Origin of the sequence: Ulvibacter sp. MAR_2010_11 (genome assembly GCF_002813135.1) — a bacterium.
Classification (GTDB): domain Bacteria; phylum Bacteroidota; class Bacteroidia; order Flavobacteriales; family Flavobacteriaceae; genus Altibacter.
The window spans coordinates 1,658,754-1,682,003 of sequence record NZ_PHTY01000001.1 but is presented as its reverse complement, the minus strand read 5'-3'; the positions used below and the strand labels follow the sequence as shown (position 1 = coordinate 1,682,003).

General features: G+C 40.5%; 21 protein-coding genes. 6 read left to right on the top strand and 15 right to left on the bottom strand.

Annotated features, from left to right (window positions below):
- Positions 1 to 17: 17 nt before the first annotated feature.
- The 7 genes from ATE92_RS07740 to ATE92_RS07710 all read right to left on the bottom strand — a co-directional run bounded on the left by ATE92_RS07740 (position 18) and on the right by ATE92_RS07710 (position 8,502).
- Complete coding sequence (locus tag ATE92_RS07740; protein ID WP_100803156.1) at positions 18 to 2,513, bottom strand: T9SS type A sorting domain-containing protein; 2,496 nt, start codon at positions 2,511 to 2,513, stop codon at positions 18 to 20.
- A 61-nt stretch (positions 2,514 to 2,574) separates the two neighbouring features.
- Positions 2,575 to 3,396: an energy transducer TonB gene (locus ATE92_RS07735; RefSeq protein ID WP_100803155.1), complete on the bottom strand. Its 822-nt coding sequence runs from the start codon at positions 3,394 to 3,396 to the stop codon at positions 2,575 to 2,577.
- A 168-nt stretch (positions 3,397 to 3,564) separates the two neighbouring features.
- Positions 3,565 to 3,957 (bottom strand): biopolymer transporter ExbD, encoded by a 393-nt coding sequence (locus tag ATE92_RS07730; RefSeq protein WP_100803154.1) that lies wholly within the window; start codon positions 3,955 to 3,957, stop codon positions 3,565 to 3,567.
- The gene (locus tag ATE92_RS07725; protein WP_100803153.1) at positions 3,957 to 4,658 is read right to left on the bottom strand and encodes a MotA/TolQ/ExbB proton channel family protein; all 702 of its coding nucleotides are present in this window, start codon (positions 4,656 to 4,658) and stop codon (positions 3,957 to 3,959) included. Before ATE92_RS07725 ends, ATE92_RS07730 begins: the two co-directional genes overlap by 1 nt.
- 48 nt (positions 4,659 to 4,706) lie before the next feature.
- Positions 4,707 to 6,086 carry a sodium:proton antiporter NhaD gene (gene nhaD, locus ATE92_RS07720; RefSeq protein WP_100803152.1) on the bottom strand — a complete coding sequence of 460 codons (1,380 nt, stop codon included), beginning with the start codon at positions 6,084 to 6,086 and terminating at the stop codon, positions 4,707 to 4,709.
- Between the two features lie 28 nt (positions 6,087 to 6,114).
- Complete coding sequence (locus ATE92_RS07715) at positions 6,115 to 7,341, bottom strand: Glu/Leu/Phe/Val dehydrogenase dimerization domain-containing protein (protein WP_100804394.1); 1,227 nt, start codon at positions 7,339 to 7,341, stop codon at positions 6,115 to 6,117.
- A 96-nt stretch (positions 7,342 to 7,437) separates the two neighbouring features.
- A complete protein-coding gene (locus tag ATE92_RS07710; protein ID WP_100803151.1) occupies positions 7,438 to 8,502 on the bottom strand; it encodes an anhydro-N-acetylmuramic acid kinase in 1,065 nt (354 codons plus the stop codon).
- A gap of 213 nt (positions 8,503 to 8,715) precedes the next feature.
- On the opposite strand from ATE92_RS07710, the gene ATE92_RS07705 reads away from it, so the two are divergent.
- Complete coding sequence (locus ATE92_RS07705; protein ID WP_100803150.1) at positions 8,716 to 9,858, top strand: acyl-CoA dehydrogenase family protein; 1,143 nt, start codon at positions 8,716 to 8,718, stop codon at positions 9,856 to 9,858.
- 88 nt (positions 9,859 to 9,946) lie between these two features.
- On the opposite strand, the gene ATE92_RS07700 is transcribed toward ATE92_RS07705, so the two are convergent.
- From ATE92_RS07700 to ATE92_RS07680, 5 genes are read right to left on the bottom strand one after another with little or no spacing between them, the layout of a single operon-like run.
- Positions 9,947 to 10,345, bottom strand: coding sequence for a hypothetical protein (locus tag ATE92_RS07700; protein WP_100803149.1), 399 nt, complete (start codon positions 10,343 to 10,345; stop codon positions 9,947 to 9,949).
- Positions 10,329 to 11,093: a methyltransferase domain-containing protein gene (locus ATE92_RS07695; protein ID WP_100803148.1), complete on the bottom strand. Its 765-nt coding sequence runs from the start codon at positions 11,091 to 11,093 to the stop codon at positions 10,329 to 10,331. The genes ATE92_RS07700 and ATE92_RS07695 overlap by 17 nt, the downstream gene beginning before the upstream one ends.
- Complete coding sequence (locus tag ATE92_RS07690) at positions 11,081 to 11,821, bottom strand: DUF2071 domain-containing protein (RefSeq protein ID WP_100803147.1); 741 nt, start codon at positions 11,819 to 11,821, stop codon at positions 11,081 to 11,083. The genes ATE92_RS07695 and ATE92_RS07690 overlap by 13 nt, the downstream gene beginning before the upstream one ends.
- Before the next feature lie 6 nt (positions 11,822 to 11,827).
- Positions 11,828 to 12,208: a DoxX-like family protein gene (locus tag ATE92_RS07685; RefSeq protein ID WP_100803146.1), complete on the bottom strand. Its 381-nt coding sequence runs from the start codon at positions 12,206 to 12,208 to the stop codon at positions 11,828 to 11,830.
- 15 nt (positions 12,209 to 12,223) lie between these two features.
- The gene (locus ATE92_RS07680; protein WP_100803145.1) at positions 12,224 to 14,110 is read right to left on the bottom strand and encodes a putative porin; all 1,887 of its coding nucleotides are present in this window, start codon (positions 14,108 to 14,110) and stop codon (positions 12,224 to 12,226) included.
- 190 nt (positions 14,111 to 14,300) lie between these two features.
- On the opposite strand from ATE92_RS07680, the gene ATE92_RS07675 reads away from it, so the two are divergent.
- Positions 14,301 to 14,900, top strand: coding sequence for a ribonuclease HII (locus tag ATE92_RS07675; RefSeq protein WP_100803144.1), 600 nt, complete (start codon positions 14,301 to 14,303; stop codon positions 14,898 to 14,900).
- A gap of 74 nt (positions 14,901 to 14,974) precedes the next feature.
- Complete coding sequence (locus ATE92_RS07670; protein WP_100803143.1) at positions 14,975 to 17,443, top strand: hypothetical protein; 2,469 nt, start codon at positions 14,975 to 14,977, stop codon at positions 17,441 to 17,443.
- A gap of 134 nt (positions 17,444 to 17,577) precedes the next feature.
- Here ATE92_RS07670 and lipB read toward each other — a convergent pair whose 3' ends face one another.
- The 3 genes from lipB to ATE92_RS07655 are packed head-to-tail and all read right to left on the bottom strand — an operon-like array spanning position 17,578 to position 19,202.
- Entirely contained in the window at positions 17,578 to 18,300 is a 723-nt protein-coding gene (gene lipB, locus ATE92_RS07665) for a lipoyl(octanoyl) transferase LipB (RefSeq protein WP_100803142.1), read from the bottom strand.
- Between the two features lie 3 nt (positions 18,301 to 18,303).
- Positions 18,304 to 19,041, bottom strand: coding sequence for a hypothetical protein (locus ATE92_RS07660; RefSeq protein WP_100803141.1), 738 nt, complete (start codon positions 19,039 to 19,041; stop codon positions 18,304 to 18,306).
- 2 nt (positions 19,042 to 19,043) lie between these two features.
- Positions 19,044 to 19,202 carry a YqaE/Pmp3 family membrane protein gene (locus ATE92_RS07655; protein ID WP_100803140.1) on the bottom strand — a complete coding sequence of 53 codons (159 nt, stop codon included), beginning with the start codon at positions 19,200 to 19,202 and terminating at the stop codon, positions 19,044 to 19,046.
- A gap of 103 nt (positions 19,203 to 19,305) precedes the next feature.
- Between ATE92_RS07655 and ATE92_RS07650 the strand changes: the two genes are divergently transcribed.
- From ATE92_RS07650 to lysS, 3 genes are all read left to right on the top strand, one after another.
- On the top strand, positions 19,306 to 20,373 hold the full coding sequence (locus ATE92_RS07650; protein WP_100803139.1) for a LuxR C-terminal-related transcriptional regulator: 1,068 nt from the start codon (positions 19,306 to 19,308) through the stop codon (positions 20,371 to 20,373).
- Between the two features lie 96 nt (positions 20,374 to 20,469).
- Positions 20,470 to 21,366: a thioredoxin domain-containing protein gene (locus tag ATE92_RS07645; RefSeq protein WP_100803138.1), complete on the top strand. Its 897-nt coding sequence runs from the start codon at positions 20,470 to 20,472 to the stop codon at positions 21,364 to 21,366.
- A 72-nt stretch (positions 21,367 to 21,438) separates the two neighbouring features.
- Positions 21,439 to 23,130 (top strand): lysine--tRNA ligase, encoded by a 1,692-nt coding sequence (lysS, locus tag ATE92_RS07640; protein WP_100803137.1) that lies wholly within the window; start codon positions 21,439 to 21,441, stop codon positions 23,128 to 23,130.
- Positions 23,131 to 23,250: the final 120 nt, after the last annotated feature.

The window sequence follows — 23,250 nt, the reverse complement described above, 5'->3', positions numbered from 1 at the left end:
GCTGAAAATATTTGGAATTATTTAATAAGTAACTTTTTTGTTGCTTTTTTGGCTCCTTGTGTGATCTTTAGATAATAAATACCTTCCGAAACACCTGATAATGCTAGATTTATCGTTTTATTTGGTTTTGAAAAATGCTGTGTTTTAACTATTCGACCTAAGGAATCATAAAGTAGTACTGAAGTATTTAAAGCAGCTTGAGGCAGTGTAATATTTACATATTCTGAAGCCGGATTAGGAAACAAAATAACCGACTTCTCGAACGAATTATCATTATTTCCCAGCACAACACTTGAAATATCAATCTTATAACTGGAACGTCCATAGGTTCCTGCATATAAATACTGCGTTCCCTCGTGAATATAAAGATCGGTTACTACAACCGCCGGTAAATTAGAACCCAAAACTTCCCATCCAAAACCCTGACTTCCGGACGCTAAAACGCCAATATCTGTACCTATAAATAAATTTCCGTTCACATCTTGTTCAATATCATTCACCGGGATGTCCGGTAAACTATTTGAGATATTTGTCCAGGATGCTCCGTTGTTGGTGCTACGGTAAATATGTCCGTCATCTTCTCCATAACGATACCCCGAGAAAGTTACGTACACACTATTAATATCATCACGGGAGGCAAGTACCTTTGTTACCCATCTATTGGGTAACGACCCCGAAATATTATTCCAATTAGCACCACCATCCTGAGTAATCCAAACATTCCCATCGTCTGTTCCCACATAAATGGTGTCGGTATGGATGGGTGATACACTGATACTAATAATAGTTCCAAAAGTTAAATTACCTCCAACGGAACCATTGGTTAAATCGGGACTGATTACAGACCAATTATTTGCGCCGTCGGTTGATTTGTACAATCTATTGGCTCCGTAATACATAATTTGCGGGTTAATTGGGTCGAAGGCAATTGGAGTATCCCAATTTTTACGATCTGAATTTGAAATTCCATTGGTCGCACCGAAAAATGACGCTGCATCGTTGGTGGATTTTACCAGGTTTCCGTATTGTGATAAAGCATAAATAACATTGGTATTGGTAGGATCGACCAAAGGTTGAAACCCATCTCCTCCTGTTATGATATCCCAATTATTTAACCCTCCGGTAGTAGTCCGCATCGTACTGTTGTCCTGTGCTCCTCCGTACAGTTTGTTGTCATTTTGAGCATCTACATGAAAACGATAGAATTGGGTAATTGGCAAGGTCACATCTTTTACCGAAGAAGCTCCGTTATTGGTGCTTTTGTACAATCCCCCATCATTTCCAAGGAGCACAACGCCCGGAACCATCGTATTAAATGCCATGGCATGCTGGTCTACGTGAACATCCGGGAAGGCTGTTGCCCAATTGTTTCCGCCATCGGTGGATTTTTCAACAATAAAATCTACGTTGTATAAAGTGTTCTCATCTGTTGGATCGATAAAAATCCCACCAAACCACCAATGAAAACCTATGTTTGTAAGCTGACTCGAATTTACAGTCGTCCAGGAATCACCTCCGTTTGTTGTCTTATAAACGCCCTGTATACTGCCGTTGGCATCGGCATACCTTGCATATAACACACTGGGGTTGGATTGTGAAATATCGATACTAATTCGCCCCTTTTGTGAAGGCGCAGAAGGTAATCCGTTTGTCATTTCGGTCCAGCTATCACCACCGTCCAAAGAACGATACAAGCGAGAGGTTGCTCCTCCGTATTGCCGTCGTTCGGGTCTGCGAATTCGTTCCCAACTTGCGGCGTAGACAATATCTCCATTACTAGGATGTATCGCCATATCGATTACTCCGGTAGAATCACTAACGAAGAGTTTTTGTTCCCAGGTATCTCCCCCATCTGTAGAACGATAGACTCCTCTGTTGGTATCGTTTCTAAATAAAGGACCCATTGCACCTACAAAGATGGTGTTGTCGTCATTGGGATCTAGTAGTATTTTCCCTATACTACCCACATCGGGCAATCCTTTTACCTGCCAGGTAAGTCCGCCATCGGTACTTTTGTAAATTCCATCGCCGTCATACGCCAAAGACCCTCCTCCGGCATTTACTTCGCCTGTTCCTACCCAAACCAGATCGTTATTGTTTTTAGATATTTCGATATCGCCAATAGACAATACTTCCTGCTCATCGAAAATGGGCTGCCAGGTGGCTCCGGCATCGGTTGTTTTAAAGATTCCTCCGGAAGCAGCGCCTACGTAATAGGTTTGTCCCTGAGTAGAAGGAATTTCAATATCACTAATTCTCCCGCCAATATTTTCAGGACCGGAAAATTCCCAAACCAAACCGTTGTTTCGCTGAGCTACATTTCTTTTCCATTGAATTGCATCTGCGTAGGCGTTGGTTTTAATCTCACCGGTTGGATACGCCCGTTGCATAAACATAAAATCGTGTGGGTATTTTTCTTTTTCTGAAGAATTTAAAGAGGATTCATCTCTAGATGTAGTGTTACAACTTATGATTGAAAAAAGTAGAAAAATAAATGTAAGGGTACGCATCATAGCTTCGTATTTTTTGAAGCCTAAAGATACTGAAAAATTACGGCGGAATGGAACAGGTTTACTATTCGGAAAGCTTAAAACGATAGATAATCTTCCCTATTTGTTTTGCAGGGGCTTTGTCGTCACTGTTGAAGCGTGTTGCAAGCGCAGCGCGTTTTGCAGGTTCCAAAAGACATCTCGAATTGTTGGTGGTTCCCCGTACTCCCGCTGTGGCATTGATTACTTTTCCGGAGCGATCTACCTCAATGCTTACCACTACAGTTCCTGCTTCGTTACAATCCTGAACGAACTTCTCTTTGTTAAGGGCTTTTCTTCCTCCTAACAAATAATTGCCATCGCCATCAAGACCTTTGCCCGTACCGTAATAACTGCTTGCATTAGGGTCGCCGTCGGGGCTTCCTTTGTCGCCGGGTTTGTTATCATTACCTTCTCCCCCTTTGGCCGTACCATCGCTTTTGGGTCCGTTAATTAAACTTGATAAGGCATCACTCGTAGACTTATCGGGTTTGGGATCGGGTTTTTTTGGAGGCTCTTTTTTAGGCTCTATTTTCTTGGGAGTCTCTTTTATTTCCTTCTTGGTTTCTTCCTTTTTAATCACAGGAGCGTCCTCATTATCCTGAGTTACCACATCTTCTTTAATTTCAGATTTGGGTTGGGTGACCGGTTCGGGTTCGGCTTGTTTGGGAGCCGATTTTATGGCTTCGGTGGGTTGGATGTTGCCGCTACCCTCCTCGGTGGTCCCGAAGTTAACCGCTATACCGCTTTCTAAAGGAGGATCCAGATAGGTCATCCCCACATAAAACAACAAAATAAGGATGATCACGTGTAAAATTACCGTGATGGTCATACTTTTTCGTTTATGTTCGGTATCTATTAGGCGCAAGATTATGAGGTTTTGGGTTTTAAACTTTATAATTTTTTATAAAACAAAAAGTGTTCCAATTTTAGTTCGTTGGTTGCTATAGATGCGCGTTAGGGATTGAGCCGGGTTACCCTGCCTGTGTTGGCATGTAACGGCGAAAGCCCGGCCGCCATTGGCGGTAACGCCCAATTAATTAGGCCTCACGGCTAAAACCACTTTAAAATTATTTCGGTTGGCGATATCCATTACAAATACGGCATCTTCGATAGGTACTCCTTCTTCGGCGCGTAAAATAATGGTAGGTTCCTCTTGCCCGGTAAGGGCACTCTTTAATTCACTTTCAATGTTGTATTCGGAAACTCGTTCTTTATTGATATAGTAAGCACCATCCTTGGTAATACTTACCGAGGCTTTTTGAACGTTACTGCTCTTCCCTTTTGCCTTTGGCAATATAAGATCTAACGCATCGGGAGTAATTGCAGGTGAGGTTAGCAGGAAAAAGACCAATAACAGAAACACTATGTCTGTCATCGAGCTCATGCTGAAATCTGCACTTACCTTATTTCTTCCTCTCAGATTCATTAGGCTGGTTCGTTTAACATGTCTAAGAAGTCGACCGCATTGGCCTCCATCTGATGCACTACTTTGTCTGTTCTCACCACGATATGGTTATAGCCCATGTAGGCAATGATACCTACTATTAATCCTGCAACCGTTGTTGTCATGGCTGTATAAATACCCTCAGCCAAAAGACCCATTTCGGCCTGTCCGCTGCTGGTTGCCAATTGGTGAAAAGCCAATACCATCCCAATTACGGTCCCGAGGAATCCAATCATTGGTGCGGCTCCCGCAATCGTTGCTAGAATACTTACGTTCTTCTCCAGTTTATAGACTTCGAGACGACCGGCATTTTCGATGGCGGTATTGATATCTTCCAACGGACTTCCAATTCGGGAAATTCCTTTTGCCGTAAGACGGGATACCGGACTGTTTTGCTGGGCGCATAATACTTTGGCAGCTTCAATATTGCCTCGAGCGACATTGTCTCTAATCTGATTCATAAAATTACTGTCCATTTTGGAAGCCGCTTTTATTGCAAAAAGTCGTTCAAAATAAATATAGACTGCAACAAAGAGCAATACAAAAAGTACACCTATGATGATTTGACCGCCAAGGCCACCATTCATAAGTAATTCCATTATGGAAAGTGTTTTTTCGGTTACTTCGGGCTCAAGGTCCTGCAAAGTCGATTCAACTCCATCCTGAATAAAGAAGTTTAGCATAAATTATTTTTGATTTAAATGAATAACGAGTTTCGTACTCAGAAATTGTTAGACATGGTGAAATAACACTCTCTCGATAAAAAGAAATACTGCAGCACCGGCAGCAAACCCGATAAAGGCCAGCCACGCTATTTTTTTAAGGTACCAGATAAAGTCGATTCTTTCCATTCCCATTGCGGCTACACCAGCTGCGGATCCAATGATTAACATACTTCCACCTGTTCCTGCCGAATAGGCGATAAAATGCCAAAGAACAGAATCCATTGGAGAATCGTACATACCAATAGAGGCAGCAACCAAGGGTACATTGTCTATAATTGCTGAAAGTACTCCCAGCAACATAATAACTACATCCTGATTTGGAATGGCGCCTTGTAATACCTCGGCCAGATATCGGAGTGTACCCACTTCTTCGCCGTTGACCACGCCGTAGACCAAACTTTCGAGTCCGGCTACTGCCATTAAAATTCCGAGGAAAAACAGTATACTCGAGATTTCAATACGAGATAAGGCTTTATGCGCCGAATATAAATGGCGTCTTTCTTTGCTGAAGTCTTCTTCGGGGTGAATGTATTCGGAAACCAACCAAACTACACCTAAGGCGAGCATCATTCCCATATAAGGAGGCAAATGTGTAAGGGTTTTAAAAACAGGAACTGAGACAATCATTCCCAGGCCTAAAAAGAGCATGGTTCTACTACTTAATAGCTTTTCTGCTACCTTGTCTTCTTGGGCGTCCACTTGAATATTACCTCTAAATGGCTTCATGTAACTTGCAATAAAGAAGGGCACCACAAAACATACTATAGAAGGTATCACAACAAACTCCATCAATCCTGCAGCACTTACTTTATTTGCAATCCAAAGCATGGTAGTTGTAACATCCCCAATTGGCGACCAGGCACCTCCTGCGTTAGCGGCGATAATTACCATAGCCGCATACCAAATTCTGGTGTCTCTTTCGTGAATTAACTTTCGCAATAAAGTAACAAGCACAATAGTAGCCGTTAGGTTATCGATAATTGCTGAAAGAAAGAATGCCAGAATACCGATTATCCAAAGCAGTCTGCGCTTACTTTTTGTTTTTACAGCACCTTTTAATACTTCGAAACCTCGATGCAGGTCGATAATCTCGACAATTGTCATTGCTCCAATAAGGAAGATAAGAATTTCGGCTGTTTTCCCTAGATGGTGTAACAACGTGCCGTGAAATCCTTCCTGTGCATGTTCGCCGCCTTTTAGAAAATTAAAGGCTTCCTCTTCGGTGTTGATAACATCGAACCACCCACTCTGAAATCCAATCGCCAAAACCGCCCAAATTAAGGCTGCCATGATTAAAGCGGGGACTGTTTTGTCTAATTTTAAGGGATGCTCAAGGGTAATAGAGAGGTATCCAATAACAAAAATTAATATGATGATTGATTCCATATGTTGTGAGATTATCTAGTCGAAGCTTCTAAATTAACTGTTTTAAGGCAATTTCGAAAGCGGTTTTGCTAATGTTTGTTTTTGTACTGTTGTTATCGAAGGTATTTTGAATGGCATTCCTAATGGTTATTGATGTATCGTTAAAGATTGCCTCATCTGTCATCTGAACTTTTCGTTCCATAAAATAGGCAAAGACACGTGCCATCCCACAGTTGCTAATAAAATCGGGTATTAAACTCACCCGCTCATCTGTAAACTCCATGATGGGGCCGAAGAAAATTTCTTTGTCGGCAAAGGGAACGTTCGCTCCACAGCTAATTACTTCCAGGCCTGTATCGATCATAGAAGCAATTTGGTCTTTGGTAATCAATCTGGAGGCAGCACAGGGTGCAAAAATTTCACATTTCAACGTCCAGATTTCTTTATTAATTTCTTCAAACGACATCATTTGCGATGCTTTGAGCGTATTTCCGTCCTTTTGCAGGAACAGTTGTTTTATTTCATCAAATGAAAATCCGTCTTTATTAATGATTCCACCTGCACGATCGATAATCCCAACTACTTTGGCTCCCATTTGTGCCAGATAATAAGCTGCAGCGGCTCCTACATTTCCGAAACCTTGTACTACTGCTCGCTTCCCTACTACACTTCCTCCATAGATCTCGTAATAATGACGTACCGCTTCGGCAACACCATAACCAGTAATCATATCGGCTACTGTGTACTTTCGGGTGACATCGGGAGAGTAATTGATATTTTCCAATACCTTAATCACGCCTTGTCTTAATTGCCCAATACGATTTATTTTATCGGCTTCGGTAGGCGTAAAATGACCATTGAAAACACCTTCCTGAGGATGCCAAACACCGCTTTCTTCGGTAATGGGTATCACTTCGTGAATTTCATCTACGTTTAGATCGCCACCGGTTCCGTAATATGCCTTCAGCAAAGGAGAAACTGCTTTGTACCAACGCTCCAGCACCCCTTTTTTCCTTGGATCCTGGGGGTCGAAATTAATTCCCGATTTGGCACCACCAATCGCCGGCCCTGACACGGTAAACTTCACTTCCATGGTTTTGGCAAGGGATAGAACTTCATTTTGATCCAACCCAACGCGCATTCTGGTTCCTCCTCCCGCAGCACCACCTCGTAAGGAGTTGATGACTGTCCAGCCCTCGGCTTCGGTTTCGGGATCGTTCCAATGAAAAACTATTTCGGGGTCTTTATTTTCGTACTTGGTAAGAAGTTCCTTCATTAAGTTGGTGAGTTTATATTCACTTCCCCTCAGGTTCATGTGAATAGTGGCAAATATAAAAAATTGCAAACGGGTTTGTATTATTTTAAGTATAATTTAGTGAAAGAATATTTTACCGCTCGAATGATCCATTTTGGCTCCGGTGACACTCGCCAGACAATTTATTTCTCCTCTTAATTTTAATACGCCTAGTAGTCCAAAAATAAGTGCTTCTTTGTATTCGATTAAGATGGAAGAAGGAATTACCACGTTTAGTTTTTTGTGATGCATCAATCTTGCTATTAAAAAATCGTTATACACACCTCCACCGGTTATTAGTACTGAGGATTCTTTTTTAAACTGAAGGCTCAGCTGAATGGCAACATGTTCGGTAAAAGTATTGAGTTTGTCTTCTACCGAAGCCTCTGAAGCATCCAGTAAAGGCTGAATATATTGCTGTACCCACTCCAATCCTAAGGATTTTGGTGCCGATTGCCGGTAAAATTCTAATTGGTTTAATTGTTGTAATAAATCTTCATCTAGCCTTCCTCTTTTGGCAATCTCACCTCCGGCATCGTAGGGATGGCTCAACTTTTCAGCCAAAGTATTTAATACAATATTTACCGGACAAATATCGTAGGCGATTCTGGTTCCATCAGTATCAAACGAACAGTTTGCAAATCCGCCGAGATTAAGACAATAATCATATTGCCTAAAGAGTATGCCATCCCCAATGGGAACCAACGGCGCTCCTTGTCCGCCGAAGGCAACATCCTGCACTCTGAAATCGCATACTACTTTTTCTTCTAATAAGGTTGCCAACTGCGGGAGATTTCCAATTTGGAGTGTAACTCCCTTATCGGGTTGGTGTAAAATGGTATGCCCATGACTGCAGACTGCGTCGAGATTAACAATGCTATTCCGAGTTATAAATGCCGAAATGACCTCAGCAAGGTATTTGGTATATTGAAGATTCAAACTGTCCAATTCTCCTTCAGAAAAGGAAATGGCTTGCTGTAATGTAGTTTTCCACGCTTCCGAATAAGGAATTGTTTCGGCATGCGTAATTTCAAATTGCCAGACGGTAGCTTCAGAAATAGTAAAATGAATTTCAGCAACATCCACCCCATCGAGCGAAGTTCCACTCATAACGCCAATCACATGATAGTTTGTTTGTTTCAAAATTCTGTAAAATATGAAAAATTAAAAGTACTATTCAAAATTGAAACTTTCGGAAAAGTGCACCTTAAAATAACGTCTAATTAAAAAGATCTACTTCTAATTTGAAAGCTTCTGCATTTACAAAGGTAAATTGGGAATGGATATTTGAAATTTCTTTTTTTTAAGAGTACCTTTGCTACTCTTTTTTGAACAATATGTAATTAAGACATCACTATGGATTTCAACCTTTCCGAAGAACATTTAATGATTCGCGATGCCGCGAGAGATTTCGCCAGAACCGAACTATTGCCTGGAGTAATTGAACGCGACAACCTTCAAAAGTTCCCCACCGAACAGGTTAAGAAAATGGGCGAGCTTGGATTCTTGGGAATGATGGTCGATCCAAAGTACGGCGGTGGCGGTATGGATACGGTTTCGTACGTGCTTGCCATGGAAGAATTGAGCAAGATTGACGCCTCATCGTCTGTAGTTGTTTCTGTAAACAATTCTCTTGTTTGTTATGGGCTACAAGCCTTTGGCTCTGAAGAACAAAAACAAAAATATCTTACCAAATTAGCAACCGGTCAATCAATTGGAGCTTTCTGTTTAAGTGAACCGGAAGCCGGTAGTGATGCAACTTCGCAACGAACTACGGCCATTGACATGGGCGACCACTACATCCTTAACGGCACCAAAAACTGGATCACCAATGGTGGTACAGCAGATTATTACCTAGTCATTGCTCAAACCGACAAGGAAAAAGGCCACAAAGGCATCAATGCTTTAATTGTTGAAAAAGGTTGGGCCGGATTTGAAATAGGCCCCAAAGAAGACAAATTGGGAATACGTGGGAGCGATACCCACTCACTTATCTTTAACGATGTAAAGGTACCAAAGGAAAACAGAATTGGTGATGATGGCTTCGGATTTAAATTTGCGATGAAAACGTTAAGTGGGGGTCGTATTGGTATTGCGGCACAGGCATTAGGTATTGCAGCCGGTGCTTACGATTTGGCACGTGAATATTCTAAGGTCCGTAAGTCTTTTGGTACCGAAATTTGCAACCACCAGGCCATTGCTTTTAAATTGGCCGATATGCATACCTCTATCACTGCTGCGCGTCATTTGGTAATGAAAGCTGCCTGGGATAAGGATCAGGGTAATAACTACGATATGAGTGGTGCCATGGCAAAATTATACGCTTCACAAGTTGCGATGGATGTAACCGTAGAAGCAGTACAAGTGCACGGCGGAAACGGTTACGTTAAGGAATACCACGTAGAACGTTTAATGCGGGATGCCAAGATCACTCAGATCTACGAAGGCACCAGTGAAATACAGAAAATCGTAATTTCTCGAGGGTTGTTGCGCGATTAGCTTCGGCTTCACTCAGCGACCACTGGTAGGACACTTGCATGATGTAGACACCAAATCAAGTTTGGTGTAACAAGACTAGGGCTCCTACTTACCCTTCAAAAAACACCTTCAGAAATACAATACTAAAATAAACCCATAGCGCTGTAAAAACTACATGCATGGTGGTTTCAAACTTTTTTCCCTTCCACAATTTTGAAGAATACACAAATTGCTGAAACACAAACCGCACACTCCAAAACAAACCCAATCCCAATACAATTTTTCGACCGAGTTCGGTTTCAACCAATTCTTTTGCTGAAGTGACACACAACACCCCCATTAAAAACACGGTCAAGGCAATAAAAAAGGTATGCGTAACCATCATTTGTCGGTTGATGAGCGTTAGACCCGAAAGGTTTTCCTTCCAATTAAAATAGCCCGGAAAGATTACATGAATAAGGGCTAAGACAATTAACAGCCAACCAACAATGTTAAGATGTAGTTCCATTTTTTGTAAGTATAAAGGTTGTGAGAAAAGGAGTGATTTTAAATTCTTCGCGTACTTGAAAGTTTGCTTGAGCTACTATGTTTTTCCAGCTCTTACGTGAAAAAAAGTGAAAAAAACCAATTGTATATGCGGCAAAATTGGCGCTATCCCGCAAGTGTTCCACGAGAACAATATTTCCATTAACTTTTAGGATTCGATGCAGTGCCCGCAAAAAATTCTTTCGTTCATCCCGATTCCTTATTTCGTGTGCCGACAACAGTAAAAAAATGGCGTCAACCGAGTCATTTTCCAATGGGATATGGTCGGTCTGCACAGCTTTAGTTCCCGAATACGGCGGATACGCCTTTCTGGCTCTTTTAATGGAAACTTCGGTATGCTTTTGCGGATCGTAAAAATCAAATTCCTGTAATGTACAGTCAGGATACTTTTGTTGTAACAACAAACTTGTTTCATCGAATCCGGCATGAATATTTATAATTGTAGCATTTTTTGGAAGCTTGATCCCATCCAACCAGGTGAGTTTATATAAATGCGACGCATCGTACACATAGTAAGATATCACCAAGGATATGAGCATTAAAAAAAGTGTCAGACTTAGAATTAAGCCTCCATAGAATAAATATTCAGGAAACAGCCACAAATTTACCGTTAGTGCAACAATGAGTAAACCAAATGCGATTGCGTAAAAATGCCAGTTAAAGCGAATGATATTTACTACTCCCTGAAATGGTTTTCTCACTGTTTCCATGTTTCGCGAACTCCCTTTTTCCAAAAATACGGAACGTTATTAATTACAAAAGCGTTGGCAAGTTGTATGTCCTTAAAACCCAAATTATCTAAAAATGTAAAACTGTACTCCCTTACTTCAACAGGTGCCGGATTCCAATCGCTTCGAACTCCTTGAATAATTAGCACTTCTTTTTTTTCTTCGGAATAGGTAAAGGTAAACGGCAACGGACCCGCAAAACGACGTGCTTCCTTCCAATCTTGAAAAGGAGAACCTTCAGGCAAAGAAATTGCTTCGGAAGATTCCCCGATAATTACTTTAAAGTCCGACTTTTCCGAAGCAACAGTCGTAAGTCCTTCAGTTGAAGACACAGCAATATCGGTTGTTGTATACCTGTAATGCGTGAACATATTTCCGAAGAATTCCATCTTTTTTTTGTTGGTTTCCGATTTCAGAATATAAAGTCCCCGTAATCGTTTTCCGGCATTATTTGTATAGCGCACAAAAACCCGATACCCTATTAAAAAGAAATCGTTTCCCATACTTTGGGGCATTCCTTTCGGACGAAGACTCTGTGTATCTACCATGGCGATTGCAACAAAGGCATGAGTATCGTTATGAGTATCCAGCGAAAGACACTCGGGGATTAGAGGTAGCAATTCTTCTTTCGGTATTGCAAAAGTGAGGACGATGGATTTCTTAAAAAACGCTTCAACGGCAAAGGGATGATTTTTTAAGAATGAAAGCATGGCAGTTTAGGTATTGCGCTTTTTTAGATGAAATTCATTAAAATAAATAAGCAAGGTGAACAAAATGGCAAATACTACATTCAATTTTCCCCACAGTAGTAGATCGGGAACGAAAACGAATTCAATTAGATTCATAAGCATTATCACTACAATCTGTACTATAGCGTTGAGTCTGCTTTTAATGCGACTGAGAATCCACAACGCCATTAACACTTCAGCAAAACCAATTATTTTAGTGATTAGTCCGGCATTATCACCTCCCAACAAATAACCAATTATCTCCTGGTGTCTGGGCACATAATGAAACAGTTTACAATATAGACCGTTGAACAACCAAACCCCGGCGATTAGATAGTTTAGGAGCGCATGGAGGTTGTTACTTTTCATGACAATTAAGTTAGGCTATAAGAAGAAATCCCAGACCAAACCGAATCTAATAACGGCATCACGATACGGATAACCCGGAGCCGAAAAATACTCGCTCTTAGTTGTAAACAGCGAATTAACATGTTCGAATTTGAAATAGATCCGAGTCTGACGTATTTTAGCATTTAAAAAGATATCGACTAGAGGAAAGCCTCCCAATTCCTGCGTATTCTGAACATAAAACTCAGCGAGTACCGGATCGTAGGCATTCATGTTGTATTTCGAGAAATACTTGACATTTATACCGGTTTGAAGGAAAAGTGCTCTTTTAAACAAGTGATCCTGATAATAGAGTGAGCTTCGAGCGACCAGTTGCGGGACATTAAAAACTTCTTCCCCTCCCACTACCTGTTGAAATAAGACCGTGTTCATCAATGCAAACTTATTGTAGCGCAGTTCTTTTTCAACCTTAATTTTTAGATAATCTACGCGATCCCCATATTGATGTGGAGTTGGAGTAGAATCGTTGGGTTTGATGGCGAAATAGGCATAATCATCAATCCCCAGGTAACTCACTGTCGCATCGAGTAATTTTTTCGATTTTAAATCGAATTTCAGTTCTTGCGTCTTTACATTTTCGAAAGAATTCTGCCAGTTGTAATTCACATAATCACTTTGGTAGAGCAGGAAATTAAAGTTAGGGGCTACCGAGTGTACGGTGATGGAGCCTTCGGCTTTGTTATCTGCGTCAAGCGCAAATGAAGCCGCTGCAGTAAGGTAATTGCCGTCAAAATCTCCGGCAACATTAATTGCTCCTTTTCCCGAAAGTTCAAATCCGTGGTATTGCTTTTTATAGGCAGCTCCGGCCATTATCTGATTTCCCTTTAGTCTGTTGGTAATTCTTCCTTCGTCCAAAATCAACACCGAATCGTAGCCGTAGTTGAAATCTGTATACCCTACAAAACCCGTTAGACTTCCGATAATGGAATTGTCAAACCGCGCATAGGCATTCGCCCTAAAATCTTCGAGTTTTACTTTTTTATTTAAATCACTAAACAGATACGAATCCCCAAAGCCCGAATAGGGCGTTGTTTGCTGATAGCGATAAAACTTATCTTCGTAACTCAGGCTGTTACCAATAGTGACCACCGAATAATTGAGACTATCTTTTTTGCTAATGAGTTCGTATTCGTGATCTCCGTAAAACCGAAGCCCTTCCAGTTTATTTTCGGCATCTTCAAAATTTACATCCAGCCGCCCACGATCGCTAAACTCGGGGTCGTCATTGGTGAAAAGAGCAATAGAATTTGGTGTTAACCCTCCATTTTCTTCATTTTTCACATCCTGAGCAGCTACATGTGCTCTTATCTTATAGCGCTTACTCTTTGTGTGATAATTAGATGAGAATCGAAAATTTCCGGTACTGGTCATGATATTCTGATATGATCCCAAAGACCTGACACCCTTATAGGCAATCGAAAAATTAAACTGTTCGGAAGTATTTATTGTAAAAAATGCATCCAGCTGTTGTCCCTGTTCGAAGGCTGTTTTAAAGTAAATTTCGGTTAATGGTGTAGGGACATGAAAATAACTCATGTCTTCGATGTCCAGATAATTAAAATGATGCGATTGAGCGGCAAAGAGCGGCAATAAATTGTGTTTATCGAAGGTGTAGGCAAGCGAATTATAGGTCTGACCTACATTGGCAAAGGGAAGTAATTCGAAATTGTCTTTGCGCAGATAATTGAATTTGTATTCTTTTTGAATGGAAAGCGTTGTATCTATATAGGTGGTATCTCTGCTTGCTGAAATGATTTTATACAAATCGATAGGCGGCTTCTCAACCTTTGGGGTAGGATCGTTTTGTGAAAACACTACTGCCGAAGCACTTAAAAAAAGGAGTAGCAAAAGTGTTTTTTTCATGAGTAGTTCGCTTTCTATACAAAGGTATATTTTTAAACGGAATTGACGATACGCAATGGACGATTTAGGAATTACGATTTGGGATTTGGGATTTAAAAGTTATAAGAAAAACTAAACTATTCCCTTTGCCCTTTTCCCTATTCCCTTCACCGTTCACTGTTCACTAAATAAAATTTGTACCTTTCTTGCCATGCTGAAATTAAAGATCAATACGCACCTTTTCGAATGCGGTACAGACGAAGCGGGACGAGGTTGTCTCGCCGGGCCCGTTACAGCTGCTGCGGTTGTACTACCCGATGATTTCAGTCATCCTTTTTTAACCGATTCGAAGCAGCTTTCAGAAAAAAAAAGAAGGGAACTCAAAACAATTATTGAAGCGGAGGCCATTTCATTTGCGGTGACCCATGTAATGATGGAGGAGATTGATCAGGTGAATATTTTGAACGCCTCCATTCTGGGGATGCATCGCTCGATCGACAAACTTTCAAAAAAACCTGAGTTTATTGCCATTGACGGAAATCGTTTTAAACCCTATTACAAAATCCCATACGAGTGTGTGGTAAAAGGTGATGGTAAGTTTTTGCACATCGCTGCAGCTTCTATTTTGGCCAAAACCTACCGCGATTTGTACATGGAACATTTACACGATGAATTTCCTGTTTACAACTGGAAACAAAACAAGGGATATCCCACCGCCGAACACCGTGAAGCGATTCGAAAATATGGCCCTACTCCCTTTCACCGAAAGAGTTTCAGATTGCTGCCCGAACAATTGAAATTAAAGTTTTGACACTGTTGAAAACACGTCGATAAACTATCAAACCTTCTATCTAAAACCCCATAATTCCTTAGTATTTTTGCTATATGAAGTGTCTAAAGAATATTTGTTGGGGTATAGCAGTGCTGTTTCTGTGGAGTTGTGATAATGCATCCACTTCCAGCGGAAAACTTATAGACTACGTGCCTGAAAATCCGGTGGTAGTTTTTAAAATTTCCAATGCCTCGGGTGGAAAAACAGGCTTCGAAACGCTGCAAAGAGACATCACAACCAACAGTCTGCTGTCTGCATTTAAGAGTACGAATCCCTATTCCTTCCTTTCAGAAAAAACCGCCTTTCTAAAATACATTTCAACTTCACAACCCAGTTTATTTTGTATCAATACCCCAACCGATAGTACCACGGTATTTACATTTTTAACCAAAGACGTTCCCGGCCTTTTTGTGACAGATTCCATCAAAAACAAAACCATAGAGACCCTTCATTACAATAAGCTGGCAATGCAGCGCATCACAATTGATGATCAAATTACATTTGCCGCGGTGAAGGACAGTGTATTTATTGCATCCTCCTCCCAATTTGTTTTGCAGCAAATTTTAGAGGGAAAAACCGAAAAAGATCCGCTGTTTAAAAAAATAGCAGCTATTAAAAACACAAGCGAGTTAACAGCGCTTATTTCAAATAAAAACACACCTATTTCAGACAGCGTACGGGTAAATTTTGCTTCCTGGACGGCTCTAGACTTAGAGCTCTTTCCCGATGCAGTTACAGCCACCGGCGTTGCGATTGCCCGTGATACCGTGCCCCAATTACTTTCAGTTTTTGAAGGGTTGGTGCCGCGGCAAAACGATTTGGCCCAGATAATCCCTACGGAAGCTTCGGGCGCACTGTCGTTTACGTATAACGATGCCTCCCTACTTTTTGACAACCTTCAAAAATTCAGGGGAAAGACCGCTTCAGACAGTATTTTGGATCCTTTGTTCGAATCGGTAAATGAGGTTGGACTTATTCAGCTTGCTGCAGGAAAGGCGATCGCTTTAAAAAGTATCGATCCCATCCTAACTGAAGAGAGCATATTAAAATACGTTTCAGAAAAAAGCAGTTTCCGCGAGGTAGATATTAAAACCTTCAGCGAGCCTACCCTTTTTACCACTACTTTTGCTCCGCTGATTCAAAAAACTACGCCGGCTTTTGTATTTCAGCTGGAAAATTTCTTTGTCTTTACTGAAACCGAATCTGCTGCCGAAACCATCATTACGGCCTTCAAGAACAACAGCTGCTTGTCTAAAATGAATTTCTTTGAAGAAGCCTCAACGCATTTGAGTACTTCCTCTTCCTTGCTTATTTATAAGATGAACAGTACTGTGCCTGAAGTACTTTCGGGGTTTTTTAATGCGACATCGGCATCTCAAATTGACAATATTTCTTTAAAAAATTATCCGTTCGCGGCCATACAGTTTAGTTATGACCGGGACTTTGCGCATGTTAATTTGGTGTGTAAAGAGATAACTACACGTACGCAAAGTCCCGGTGGAATTTCACAGCAATTTAATTTGTTATTGGACAGTAAATTGTTGAGTGAACCTCAGCTTTTCAGCAATCATCGTACTCGCGGACAAGATGTTGTAGTGCAGGACATCACAAATAAGTTGTATTTAATTTCTGAAAGCGGAAAAATACTGTGGACAAAGAACATTCTTAGTCCCATTGTAGGCAGCGTACATGAAATTGATTTACTTCGGAACGGAAAAAAACAGCTTGCCTTTACTACCAAGAACGCATTTCATGTAATAGATCGCAATGGAAAGCCGGTAGGTCCTTTTCCTATAAAATTTAACGATCCCGTCACGCAACCGCTTGCTGTTTTCGATTACGATAACAACCGGAAATACCGTTTTGCCATTACCCAAGGCAAGAATGTTTTGTTATACGATTCGCAAGGCAAAATAGTAAAAGGATTTACCTTTAAGAAAGCTGCTTCGGCACTTGTTTTGCCGCCTGAACATATTCGAATGGGCAATAAAGATTATGTGGTTATTGCCGAAGAGAACGGGACATTGCATATTTTAAACAGAGTGGGTTCCTCGAGGATTGCAATTTCGAAAAAGTTTCAGTTTAGCGATCTTCCCATCGCCGAAGAAGGAAGTGATTTTGTGGTAATCACCAAAGCGAACACCAAGGAAAGTATTTCGCAAAGCGGAAAAATTACCTCTCAAAAATTAAATGTTTCGAACAACTATTATTTTAAGGTAAGTGGTTCTACCAAAGTCACACTGGATGATAATATGTTACGAATAAATGGAGCATTGGCCGAATTACCCTTCGGAATGTATACCCCACCCAAAATTTTCACGGTAAACAGAAATACCTATATCTCGGTTACCGAAATTCAGGAAAACAAGGTCTATATCTATTCCAAGGCCGGAAAATTATTGCAAGGCTTTCCGGTTTACGGCGCGTCGAGTATAGATATGGGAAATACCTCCGGTAGTGGAAACAGCGCCTTTGTTGTAAAAGGAGCCGATAAAGAGGTGATTGTCTACACCCTCCAATAAATTTTCCCGCACATAATTTTAAAGGCTGTGGTTTGAATTGTTAAGTGCCGGGAGCGTATTACTACGTCCATAGCAAAAGCAACCGATAGCGTGTTGTAATCCGCTTTCTGTAAGTAATTTGAATACAACACATCTCAATCCGATTTAGGGACGACTTTTTCCTTCATTTCGGCTTCAAAAAGTTGCGAAAAATGTTTTAGTAATTTTTCTTTTACTTCTTCCATAGAAACCTCGGCCTTCCCCAGTTCCACATGTAGTGAAGTAACCGCCTTTCCTCTAATACCACAGGGAATCATATGATCGAAGTATCCTAAATTGGAATTCACATTTAAGGCGAAACCATGCATGGTGACCCATCTGCTGGCACGAACTCCCATAGCGCATATTTTTCGAGCAAAAGGCGTTCCCACATCCAGCCAGACACCTGTTTCTCCTTTTGAACGATCGGCTTTTAAACCGTATTCAGCCAGGGTGAGAATGACCATTTCTTCCAGAAAACGCAGGTATTTATGAATGTCGGTAAAATAATTTTCCAAATCGATGATAGGATAGCCCACTATCTGTCCGGGACCGTGATAGGTAATATCGCCTCCCCGGTTTATTTTATAAAAGGTCGCATCGATTTCGGCTAGTTTTGCTTCGGAAATGAGAAGATTAGAAACATCACCGCTTTTGCCAAGCGTATACACATGCGGGTGTTCCACCAGCAAAAAATAGTTGGGAGTTTCGAGAGAGGATTCTTCTCTTCGGTTTTTAATTTTAACATCCAGAATTTGCTGAAAAAGCGTTTCCTGGTATTCCCAGGTTTCTTTGTAATCTTTAAATCCTAAATCCTGTATCTCAATTTGCTTATTCACGTCTTATTTTTCAATTTCTACTTCCAGATCGAGTACATCGGGGTTTTTAAAATAGTCTATAAAACTACGTTCCACTTCGATTGTCTTTCCATCCATTGAAAGTTTGGCATCCTTTATAGATGCTTTTTTTATTTTTCGCGGGAAGGTATATTTTAAGGTGTACATCATACTGCCCATAAAGGCTTCAGACCCCTTTAAACTATCTACCTGTTGTTGGTGTTTTTCTTTGTCGATGATAAATGCGTCCCTCTTAAATTTACCTTTTTCAAATTTGTAAGACACCCCCATAATTTCTTCGGAAGATTCGTCTTTGTTAAATTTCATATCACCTCCCATATTTGGCACTATTTGGGACGTTTCGCTGAAATTATTAAAAAAATCATTGGCTTCGGTTACATTCTTAAAAGCCGTAAACATGTCGAAAAGCAACACCCCGGCATCAGAATCCATCGTAGCCCGAATTTTAAAATCCTCCATTTTTTTAAGTCGGTTTTGTTGTTTGTCCGACAACTTAGAAATACTGTCTTGTTTTTCTCTTAAAAAATCCTTCATTGCCACAATGGTATCCATTTTTGTCATCAGAGAATCCGGCATTCCCATGCCAAAGGCCATCATCTCACCCATGTCCATTTTAAGGGAAATTGTACCACTCCCATCTTCCTGTAACACAACTGTTTCGGTAAACTGACAACTAACAAGTACCGTTGCCATAAAAAATAAAATAAATACTCTTTTAGCCATTGTTATTTTTTTGGATTGTTTATAATAATTAAGGCGGCAATCACCCCCGGAACCCATCCGCAAATGGTCAAAATCAAAACAATTAAAATTGAGCCGCAGCCCTTATCGATTACTGCCAGAGGCGGAAATAAAATAGAAAGCAATACCCTCCATATACTCATAAGTACAAAATTACGATTAATAGTTAAGTTATTGGTCTTTGGTTTTTGCTTTTGTTACAACTGTTGGATGGGAGCAACAATGTCGCTATATTAGTGGCTGATTATGAAAAAATACACGCTTTATCTAACCGTCTTGTTTTGCCTTCTTTCCTTTTTTTGTAATGGGCAGTATTCTTTTTCGGGTTATGTAGATACTGAAACATCCGAAGGGGTAGTATATTTATCGGTTGTAGATGACTATCGTAAAATTTCGGGGGTGTATCCCGAACAAATCCTTGCGAAAGCAATTCCCGATTCCACCGGATTCTTTTTGTTTACCGGAAATAATCTCCCTACCGAAAACAAGATGTATCGCATTCATGTGGACACCTGCACCGAAGAGGCTCAAAACATCACACATTTCAACGGCCATTGCCCTAACAGCAGAGAAGTAATTTTTATTGCCAATAACAACGATACACTGTCCCTTCCTTTTTCCTTCGATAATGAAATATTTTGCCGAGTGGTTTCTAAAAATGAAAAGGCCAATGCCTTCCTTAAGATAGATTCCCTAAAACACGATATGCGTTTTGCCTTTGGGACCTACCGAAGCGAAGCTAATAGACAAATAAATTCGAAAAAGTGGTTTAGTATTTTTCAGCAGTATGGTGAACAATTACACGAACCTCTGGCTGAATTGTATAGCTATGCCTTTCTTTCAGATCGCACCAACAGCCTTCATTCGTATTACCTTGAAGATTTGAAAACCAATAATTATTACGACAATTTATTGGAGCGCCTTAGAGTGGCATATCCCAATTCAACCTATGTAGCTCAATATAAGGCTGAGCTCACTTCCGACAAATACCTGGTTTCGGCAGTGTCCGGAACCGAGTCAACATGGTGGTTGTATTTGCTGGGTGCGGTTTGCCTGTTGTCTATTTTCGGGAACGTTTACTTTTTCAGAAAGCTAAAAAAAGTAACCAATTCAGCAATGGAACCCGAAAGCCCGTTGTCGAGTCAGGAGAAAAAAGTATTGGATTTAATTCTGGAAGATAAGACCAATAAAGAAATAGCCAATCAGCTATTTTTAAGCGTAAGTACTGTGAAAACACATATTAACAACCTCTACAAAAAACTACATGTGAACTCCAGAGAGGAGGTTAAACTACTGTTTGCCAGCGAAATATAAAATTCAAACGGGGGACTAGCCCCCATTTCAACCCTGTAATTCTTTCCTTTTCATAGTTGTTTTTGAACCTTGGTGCTTCAATTTAAAACAACTACCATGAAATTTCAATCTCTTACAATTATTATGCTTTTGGCATCCACGCTACTAGTTTCGGCGCAACCTTTTAACGCTGAAATTACCCCGGAAGGAAAAGATCCCTACTTATTAGGGAAGATTAACAAGGACAAACTCACATCGGCACCCTATTCAGATTGGTTTGTAACAAATTACGACGATTATCAGCCCAATACTGCTGTAGTTAATAATTTTAAAGAAACCCTGAAACACTATACAATTACAGCCTTTATTGGGACCTGGTGTGGAGATAGCAAACGTGAAATTCCTCATTTTTATAAGATTTTAGACTTGGCCGAATACCCAATGGAACGTCTCACCCTTGTTGCAGTGAGCAGAGATCGCGATGCCTACAAGCAAAGTCCGGGTGGCGAAGAAGAAGGACTGACCATACACAGGGTTCCTACCTTTATTTTTTATAAAGACGGAAAGGAAATTAATCGCATTGTGGAATCCCCTGTTACTACTTTGGAAGCGGATATTGATGCCATTTTAAAGGGAGCTTACGCTTCAAATTACCAAACAGTCGCTATAGTGAGTCAGCTTTTGGAAGAAGTGCCGTTGGAAAAATTTGACAAAAAGGCAAAAAAATTACTTCCGAAGCTAAAAGAGTTAGCGACCAAAGTTTCAGAATTAAACACCTATTCTAATGTATTATTTCTTTCCGATAGGCAGGAAGAAGCTATTGCAGTGGCACAATTAAATACAAGATTGTTCCCCGAAGAATCTGTAGCATATAGCAGTCTGGCCAACAAATTTTATTTCATTAAAAAGAAGGAGGAAGCACTTCTCTATTATGAAAAAGCATTGGTATTGGATCCAAAAAACCAAGAATTAAAAGTTACAATTACCGGTTTGAAACAAAAAGAAGCACATTAGCCTTGTATTTTTTGAATGTTTTGGGAAATAAATTTAACAAATAGGCTAATTTTGCAGCTTAAATAAAAAAGCATGCAACTTTCTGAACTCGAACTCATCCGAAGAGAAAAACTGAATCAATTACGCAATTTGGGTATTAACCCTTATCCGGCGGCTTTATATCCGGTAGACAGCAATTCGAAAGCGATAAAACAGCAGTTTGAAGAAGGGAAAAAAGTGGTTATTGCCGGAAGATTGATGTCTCGTCGAATTCAGGGGAAAGCTTCCTTTGCCGAGTTGCAGGATGCCGAAGGGCGTATTCAGGTGTATTTTAACCGTGATGAAATATGTACCGGGGAAGACAAAACACACTACAACGAAGTTTATAAAAAGTTACTGGATATAGGCGATTTTATCGGAATTGAAGGCGAATTGTTTACCACCCAAGTAGGTGAAAAAACGGTTTTGGTGAAAAATTTCACCTTGCTTTCAAAAGCGTTGAAACCATTACCACAACCTCGTGTTGACGCCGAAGGAAAAGTACACGATGCTTTTACCGATGCCGAGCAACGTTATCGTCAGCGTTACGCCGATTTAGTTGTAAATCCTCATGTAAAAGAAGTGTTTGTAAAGCGAACCAAGTTGTTTAACGCGATGCGGACCTTTTTTAACGACCGTGATTATTTTGAGGTGGAAACACCTATTTTACAGCCTATTCCGGGTGGAGCTGCTGCACGTCCCTTTGTAACGCATCACAACTCATTGGACATTCCTTTGTATATGCGAATTGCAAACGAACTTTACTTAAAAAGATTGATTGTGGGTGGTTTCGATGGGGTGTACGAATTTTCCAAAAACTTCCGAAATGAAGGGATGGATCGTACCCACAACCCCGAATTTACCGCGATGGAAATATATGTAGCCTATAAAGACTACAACTGGATGATGGATTTCTGCGAAGAATTACTGGAATTTTGTGCCATGGAAGTAAATGGAACTACCAAAGCTACCTTCGGAAAACACGAAATCGATTTTAAAGCCCCCTATCCTCGAATTACAATGGCCGATGCCATTAAAAAATTTACGGGATTTGATATTACAGGAAAAACCGAAGCCGAAATTCGTACTGCCGCTAAAGAATTGGGAGTTCCCGTAGATGAGACCATGGGGATAGGAAAACTCATCGATGAGATCTTTAGTGAAAAGTGTGAAGGACAGTTTATTCAGCCTACGTTTATAACCGATTACCCTAAGGAAATGAGTCCGTTGTGTAAAGAACATCGCGACAATCCCGAATTGACTGAACGTTTTGAGTTGATGGTCTGCGGAAAAGAAATCGCCAATGCTTACAGCGAGTTGAATGATCCTATCGATCAGCGAGAGCGTTTTGAAGCCCAGTTGCAATTGGCCGAAAAAGGAGACGATGAAGCCATGTTTATCGATAACGATTTTATTCGTGCTTTGGAATACGGGATGCCACCAACAAGTGGGATGGGAATTGGAATGGATAGACTTATCATGTTCTTAACCAACAATGCCTCCATACAGGAAGTACTTTTCTTCCCGCAAATGCGCCCGGAAAAGAAAGCCGTTCATGTGGAATTGAATGAAGAAGAAAAGGCTGTTCTTGCCCTTTTAAAAGCGAATGCTCCTATGGACTTAAACGCCTTAAAAGACCAAAGCGGATTGAGCAATAAAAAGTGGGACAAGACTATCAAACATCTTACACATCATAAACTTGCCAAAGTTGTAAAAACGGAGGATGGGTTGTTTGTTGAAATATAAGTTTCGTCGTTTCGTGCTTTCCTAGGAATCTACAAGAACATAACGGAGGCACAAACATCTTTTCCCGAACTGTAAAAATGAGTCACGCCTGTGGCTCTTTTTTTTTTAACATAAATTTTA